7 protein-coding genes and 1 riboswitch are annotated in these 6,722 nt (G+C 68.0%); of the genes, 4 read left to right on the forward strand and 3 right to left on the reverse strand.

Going from position 1 to position 6,722, the window contains the following annotated elements; genetic code table 11:
• Nucleotides 1-233 precede the first annotated feature (233 nt).
• A complete protein-coding gene (locus IEZ21_RS45345; RefSeq protein ID WP_189327655.1) occupies nt 234-1,088 on the forward strand; it encodes a DUF6544 family protein in 855 nt (284 codons plus the stop codon).
• A 282-nt stretch (nt 1,089-1,370) separates the two neighbouring features.
• Here IEZ21_RS45345 and IEZ21_RS45350 read toward each other — a convergent pair whose 3' ends face one another.
• On the reverse strand, nt 1,371-1,820 hold the full coding sequence (locus tag IEZ21_RS45350) for an OsmC family protein (protein WP_189327656.1): 450 nt from the start codon (nt 1,818-1,820) through the stop codon (nt 1,371-1,373).
• Between the two features lie 295 nt (nt 1,821-2,115).
• Between IEZ21_RS45350 and sqr the strand changes: the two genes are divergently transcribed.
• The 3 genes from sqr to IEZ21_RS45365 are packed head-to-tail and all read left to right on the forward strand — an operon-like array spanning nt 2,116 to nt 4,231.
• Nucleotides 2,116-3,357 (forward strand): type III sulfide quinone reductase, selenoprotein subtype, encoded by a 1,242-nt coding sequence (gene sqr / locus IEZ21_RS45355; RefSeq protein ID WP_189327657.1) that lies wholly within the window; start codon nt 2,116-2,118, stop codon nt 3,355-3,357.
• A gap of 21 nt (nt 3,358-3,378) precedes the next feature.
• A complete protein-coding gene (locus IEZ21_RS45360; protein ID WP_189327658.1) occupies nt 3,379-3,696 on the forward strand; it encodes a TusE/DsrC/DsvC family sulfur relay protein in 318 nt (105 codons plus the stop codon).
• 55 nt (nt 3,697-3,751) lie between these two features.
• Nucleotides 3,752-4,231, forward strand: a complete 480-nt coding sequence (locus tag IEZ21_RS45365; RefSeq protein WP_189327659.1) for a DsrE/DsrF/DrsH-like family protein — start codon at nt 3,752-3,754, stop codon at nt 4,229-4,231.
• Nucleotides 4,232-4,386: 155 nt separating this feature from the next.
• Nucleotides 4,387-4,453: riboswitch (Fluoride riboswitch) on the reverse strand.
• 751 nt (nt 4,454-5,204) lie between these two features.
• Here the strand turns inward: IEZ21_RS45365 and IEZ21_RS45370 are convergent.
• Nucleotides 5,205-5,789: an Rv1733c family protein gene (locus tag IEZ21_RS45370; protein WP_189327660.1), complete on the reverse strand. Its 585-nt coding sequence runs from the start codon at nt 5,787-5,789 to the stop codon at nt 5,205-5,207.
• A gap of 278 nt (nt 5,790-6,067) precedes the next feature.
• Nucleotides 6,068-6,586, reverse strand: a complete 519-nt coding sequence (locus IEZ21_RS45375) for a P-loop NTPase family protein (RefSeq protein ID WP_189327661.1) — start codon at nt 6,584-6,586, stop codon at nt 6,068-6,070.
• Between the last annotated feature and the right edge of the window lie 136 nt (nt 6,587-6,722).

Consider the following 6,722-nt stretch of genomic DNA (forward strand, 5'->3'; position numbering starts at 1 on the left):
GTCGTCTTGCAGGCTTGTTGTCACTGGCGGCAACTGAGCGGTCCGGCTCTGGGCCGGGGGCGGAAACCGTTCTTCCATCTCCCCACCGCGGCGGCCAGAAGCCACGAGCGGAAGGCCCTTCGGCCTCTGCCGGTCGCGGCCCCAGAGGCAGACCATGGACGCACATAGTGAGTCCAACCGAGCCATCCGAGAAGTGCCTTCTCGGACGGGCGGTTCATGAAGAGGGCCGAGTGATGAACGCAATACTCAAAAGAATGTCGTCCCTGGTTGTGCTGGCTCTTTCGACCGGGGTCTGCGCTGGAGTGTTGGGGCACCGCGCCTTCAACCGGTTGGTTCGAAGCGACGTCCTGGCGCTACTCGCCCGAACCGGCGCGAGGGAAGAGACCCTCATCACGGAGACAATGCTCCAGGCCCTGCCGGAACCGGTTCAGCGCTACCTCAGGCACACGGGCATCGTGGGCAAGCCGATCGTCCGCACGGTCCACCTCAGGCAGAAAGGCAGGATGCGAACGGGCCCGGGCCGGCCCTGGATACCTCTGGATGCGGAAGAGCACTACTCAGTGCAACCGCCCGGTTTCGTCTGGGACGGCACGATGCACCTGGGTCTGCTCCCGGTGGGACGAGCGCGCGATATGTACCTGGACGGCAGGGGGCACATGCTGGTCAAGGCGGCCTCGCTCCTCAGCGTGGTCGACGCGAGGGGCGAGGAGATGGACCAGGGGTCCATGATGCGCTACCTGAGCGAGATGATCTTCTTCCCCTCCGCCTTCCTCGCAGCCAACGTCTCCTTCGAGGCGATCGACGACAGCTCGGCTCGGGTCACTCTGACCGATCACGGCCGGAGCGCCACCGGGACCATGTACGTCGACGAGGCAGGAAGGCTGACCGACTTCGTGGCTCAGCGATACCGGATGGTTGACGGGAGATGCGATCCGGAGACGTGGTCGACTCCCGTAACTGAGTACGGCGAGTTCGAGGGACTGAAGCTTCCGATTCGAGGCAAGGCGGTGTGGAAGCTCGCCGACGGTGATCTCGAATACATCGATGTCACCATCACGGAACTCCAGTACGACGTCCGGACTCACTGAGCTGAGACGGAGGGCGCCCGCACTGCAGGTGACAGATCCGCTGCCCATGTGACACATACCCTGCTCAGGCACATGAAGATCTCGATCTACGGCTGGAGCCAGGTGTTAGCCGCATGCGTCACGGACGATCCCGCGGGCACCCTTCCGCGGCCGGGTCTTCTGTAGTCCGATGCGGGAGATCTTCGCGCTGTGGGCCGTACTGGCCGTCCAGTACCTCGTCGTCGATCAGCTCTCGACGCATGCGCTCCAGGAGCGGCGATGCGGCTGGTGCCAGTGGCGTAGTCAGGACTCCAGCTCTATACCGATCTCGGGCGGCTGGTGGAGCGTGTTGTGGACGGTGCAGTGCGAGGCGACGGCGAGCAGGGCCGCGCGGCGCTGCTCGGACAGTCCGGGCGGCGGCGTGACCGTGACCTGGACGGACGCCACGCGGGCCGGGCGGTCCGTGGCCATCGCGAACTCGGTACGGACCCGCAGCCCGGCGCGGTCCAGGTCGTGGCGCTGGAGATAGCGGCCGGCGTAGAAGGCGACGCAGGTTGCCAGGGACGCGGCGAACAGCTCGGTGGGGGTGGGCGCGACGTCCCCGCCGCCAACGTCCTTGGGCTGGTCGACCAGGAGCCGATGTCCCCGTACCGCGACGGCGTACACGTCGCCGTCGACATGGGTGACCTCGAGCCGGTGCCCGTCCGCCTCGGGCAGCCGTGGGGTGGTGGTCTCCGTTCCTGTCCGGGTCATGACCGCGCCTCCTCGTTGGTGTCCACTGCTGTCGATCTCCAGTGGAGCGCGGGCAGAGCGACAGCGGGAGAGGCCGACGGGAGTGGGAAGAGGGCCGTTCGGCCCCAGGCCGACGAACCTGGACCGAGATACCCTCCCGGGTATTTGGATGTCGAGCGGAGATGCGCACACGACGAGGGAGGGCGTGCTGCGCTTCTGCGGTCCGGCCCCTGGCCGAAGGTGTACCCCCATAGGTAACCGGCAAGGGACCAATGGCCCCTGACCCCACATCAATCCCATTCCCGACAGTGGAGTCATGGACAAACGCATCGTGATTCTGGGAAGCGGTACCGCCGGCACGCTCACGGCCAATCGGCTGCGGCGTCTGTACGGCGAGAGCGAGTGCCGGATCACGGTCGTCGACCAGAACGACGACCATGTCTACCAGCCCGGGCTGCTGTTCGTACCCTTCGGCCTCGCCCAGCCGCACACTCTCGTCCGGTCCCGGCCGCGGCAGTTGCACGACGGGATCGCATACCAGCGGGCGGAGATCGACCGGGTGGACCTGGACGCGCAGAAGGCGCACCTCGGCGGGGGCAGTTCGCTGGACTACGACGTCCTCGTGGTGGCGACCGGAGCCACGTTGCTGCCCGAGGAGACCGAAGGGCTCACCGGCCCGGACTGGGAAGAGAAGGTCTTCACCTTCTACGACCTGCCCGGCGCGGTCGGCCTGCACCACGCACTGGAGCACTTCGACGGCGGCCGGGTCGTGGTCAACGTGGCCGACCTGCCGATCAAGTGCCCCGTCGCGCCCCTGGAGTTCGCCTTCCTCGCCGACTGGTACTTCCAGCGGACCGGGATCCGCGACCGGGTCGAGCTGACCTACGTCACCCCGCTGGACGGCGCGTTCACCAAGCCGGTCGCGTCCAAGGCGCTCAGCGGCCTGTTGGAGGAGAAGGGCATCGAGCTGGTCACCGAATTCACGCTCGGCGAGGTCGACGGCCCCGGTGGGCGACTGATCTCGTACGACGAGCGTGAGGTGCCGTACGATCTGGCCGTGGTCGTGCCGCTGCACGGCGGCGCGGAGTATGTCGGCCGCTCTCCGGGCCTGGGCGACGAACTCGGCTTCGTCCGCGTCGATCAGCACACCCTCCAACACCCCGACCATCCAGGCGTGTTCGCCATCGGCGACGCGGCGGGCCTGCCCGCGTCCAAGGCCGGCTCGGTGGCCCACTTCGAGGGCGAGGTGCTGGCGCACAACATCGGCCGCTTCCTCGCCGGACAGCCGCTGGACGCGTCGTACGACGGACACACCAACTGCTTCATCGAGACCGGCTTCCACAAGGCCCTGCTCATCGACTTCAACTACGACACCGAGCCGCTGCCCGGTCACTTCCCGGCCGCCGTCGGTCTGCCGCTGTTGAAGGAGTCGCACGCCAACCACCTCGGCAAGCTCGCCTTCGAGTGGCTGTACTGGCACAGCCTGCTGCCCGGCCGGGAACTGCCCGGCATCGGCTCGGCGATGCCCGAGGGCGGCAAGAACCACGTCCACGCCTGAACCCGGGAGGGGAACCACACCATGCCCACCACCACCTACGACGGCACGTCCGTGACCGTCGACGAGGAGGGCTTCTTCACCGACCCCGGTCGGTGGACCGAGCCCATGGCCGACCAGATCGCCCGAGAGCAGGGCATCGAGACGCTCACCGACCGGCACTGGCAGGTCATCAAGTTCATGCGCGCCGAGTACACCGTCAAGGGCACCGGCCCCACGGTGCGGGTGCTCGGCAAGGCGTCCGGCGTGAGCGTGAAGGAGCTGTACCAGCTCTTCCCGAAGGGCCCGGCGAAGACCGCAGCGAAGATCGCCGGCATCCCCAAGCCACGCGGCTGCATCTGACGTCCGTCCATGTCCGACCCCGCCCGCGTACGCGCCCACACGAAGGAGTGCCCCCATGGCCGACACCGGTACTGCCACGATCGAGAAAGTCTCGATCATCGTCTCAAAGGGGTCCCTTGAAGGGATCTACCCGGCCCTCATCATGGCCAACGGCGCCCGAGCCGAAGGCATCGAGGCCGACCTGTTCTTCACCTTCTTCGGCCTCGACGCCGTCACTAAGAAGCAGTACGACCACATCAAGCTCGCCACCGTCGGCAACCCCGGACTCCACCTGCCCACCCTCCTCGGAGGCCTCCCGGGCGTACCCGACCTGATCACCCGGTACATGGAACGGAAGATGGAGAAGCTCGACATCCCACCCATCCCCGAGTTCATCGAGATGATCGCCGACACCGGTGCGGGCATCTACGCCTGCAAGGCGTCCGTGGACCTCTTCGAACTCGACAAGGACGACCTCATCGACCAGGTCCAGGGCGTCATCACCGTCGGCGAGTTCTACGAACACGCGGCCGGCGGCCAGATCGTCTACACGTGATGGGCAGCGGCCTGGCACCCGGCGCGCGACGCGTGCCGGCGGTGGTCGCTCCTCCCGACGACGAGTCGTTCGGCCAGGCGGCCTCGTGGCCTGCTGGCCGACCCCGCGCAGGACCACGAGCGAGGTGAACGTGGGGCTCCTCCTGGTCGGCGTTGCTGAAACCAGGAGCCGTCAGCGGAACATCCGCCCGCGGTTGTGGTGAGCCCCATCACCGGTACATCCCAAGGAACGGATGTGCTCTTCCAGCGTGCGCCTCGCCCCATTCCCTGCCGGCCCGCCGAGGCAATCATGGGGCACGTGGGGCAACTCGGCAGACCATCGGCCCCAACTCGGCGCACGCCGCTCCCTTCACCCCATGGCCGGACCGGACGCACGAGACCACCACCCGCGTCCGTTCAGCCCAGCAGCACTCGCCGGACACGGGCGGTGTCCATAGGGTCGCGGTGACGGTGCACGGATCACCTGTCCGAAAGGAAAGACCCATCTACGCCATGGCGGCCGCCGCCGTCAGGTCGTGGCCCCGCACGCGGCAACGAGCGGCGGCCTCGGAGGCGACTACGGCACCATTGACTGCGTGCACCAGGGACGAGGCGACCGAGTCCGAAGCCGCAGGGAGGGATCGACGACCAGGGTGCAGTGACGCGCCCATCGGCACCCATGGCCGGCATTCAGGCCCAGGACTCCTCGCACGCGAGACCGCAGCGGCACAGGGCGTGCTCCTTTGGCGTCGCGGAACGAAATGCGGGCGGGGATACGCTGCCCCACTCCCTGACGTCTTTCCCGTGATCGTTGGCCCCGGCCAGGACGCGCTTGTCGCCTTGCTCTCGGACTCGCCCGGCGGCCCGCCGGGCTCCGATCACCTTGCCGCGTCGGCCGCACAGTGGACCGTGGCTCCGTGCTCGTCCCCGGGGCCGACAGCGAGCGCTCCGGGATACCGGTCAGCGGCGTGTCCACCCGCCTCCCGCCCGGTGCCTTACGCGTGCCGGTGGCCCCGGTGTGTGTCGAACTCGTCCCAGGCACGGTCCCACTGCGCCCAGCGGTGCCGGTCCAGCCGCACCCGGGCGACCCAGCAGCCGCCCAGCGCCAGCACGCACGCACCTGCCCCCGCGGCCGCCCCGACCGCGGCTCCCTGCGACCTGGCCTGGACCGCGGTCGGCGGCGCGGGCTGAATACGGTCGGCGTCGTCGAGCCACACCGTGGTGGGTGCGCTGGTCCTGCTGCCCGCTGCCACCAAGGCGGTGCCGGACTTGGGAGAGCCGCTGGACGTCGTCCACCGCACGGTCGCCTGCACGTGGTTGTCGGTCGCCGCCCCGGAGAACCGCGACAGCGTCGCGGGGGCGTCCTCGACGAGATGCGCGGTGACACGATGCAGTCCTCGGGCCTGGTCGAGAGCGGAGCGCTCGGCGACGGCCGTCGCCGCCACGCTCACAACTGGTGGGACGAGTAGCAGCACTGCCGCCGCTGCCACGCCTATCCAGGCTTCGGCGACGTCGGAGCGGCGCTTGAGCGGGTTGTGCCGCCAGCGCCACCACAACACCCTGCCGTTCCGTTTCAGCATCAGTGCACCCCTCCCTGCCCGACTGGCATGAACTCCACATGGTTACGGTGACCGACCCTTGATCCGTGGGGGGCAGAGCCCACCGGGCCGTCGCGTCGGGGCCGTTCGGCCCTGTCTGGGAGCCGACAGGACCGGGGCGGACCGACCGCCGCAGGGCACAATGCCGTTCATGAGGGACGAGGCGACGTCTGTTGTGGGTGCGACAGAACTAAGCGACGTGGTCGCCCTGTTGGCGGACTTCCTGGGCGCCGAGCCGTTGACCGTGGCCATCGCCGGAGTCAGAGGGATGCCAGCCAGGCCGACGTGTCATTGGGGTGGCCGAAGCGGAGGGTGTCGAGAGGGGTGAAGCGGGGATCGCGGACACGGCGCTCGACTTCGCGGCGGCGGGCCCCGTGTTGGGACCAGGCCCACCAGGCCGGGTGTTCCCGGCTCAGCCAGTCCGTCCAGGTTTCCCTGTTGCCGCCGAAGAGGACCTCGCGTGTGACGGTGCGCCGGATGGACCGGCGCAGTACGCGGGGCATGATGACGCGTTTGGGATAGTCCAGCCAAACCACGGTGTCGGCCCGGTCCCACAGCAGGTCACGGACTTCCGGATAGCCGAGAGAGTCGATGATCCAGCGAGGCTCGGCGGTGAGCCTTGATACGTCTTCGGTCACCTTGTTGTTGATGGCCCAGTCGGGGCCGTTGAAGTACAGCGCGTCCATCTCGTGGTAGGGCAGGCCCAGACGACTGCTCAAGGTTTGGGCGAGCGTGGATTTCCCCGCACCGGTGACACCCACCACCAAGATCCGTTCCACGGGTGCACCCTATCCCGGCGCCCTGGGAGGAACGCTCCTGCGCTCCTCACCTGCCACCACCGACTCACCAAATGCAACGACGTCTAAGAGGTCCTAACAGAAGCTGTTGATCATGTGACTTTCGGCTTGGGTGGTC

Source organism: Streptomyces flaveus (assembly GCF_014647675.1).
Classification (GTDB): domain Bacteria; phylum Actinomycetota; class Actinomycetes; order Streptomycetales; family Streptomycetaceae; genus Streptomyces; species Streptomyces flaveus.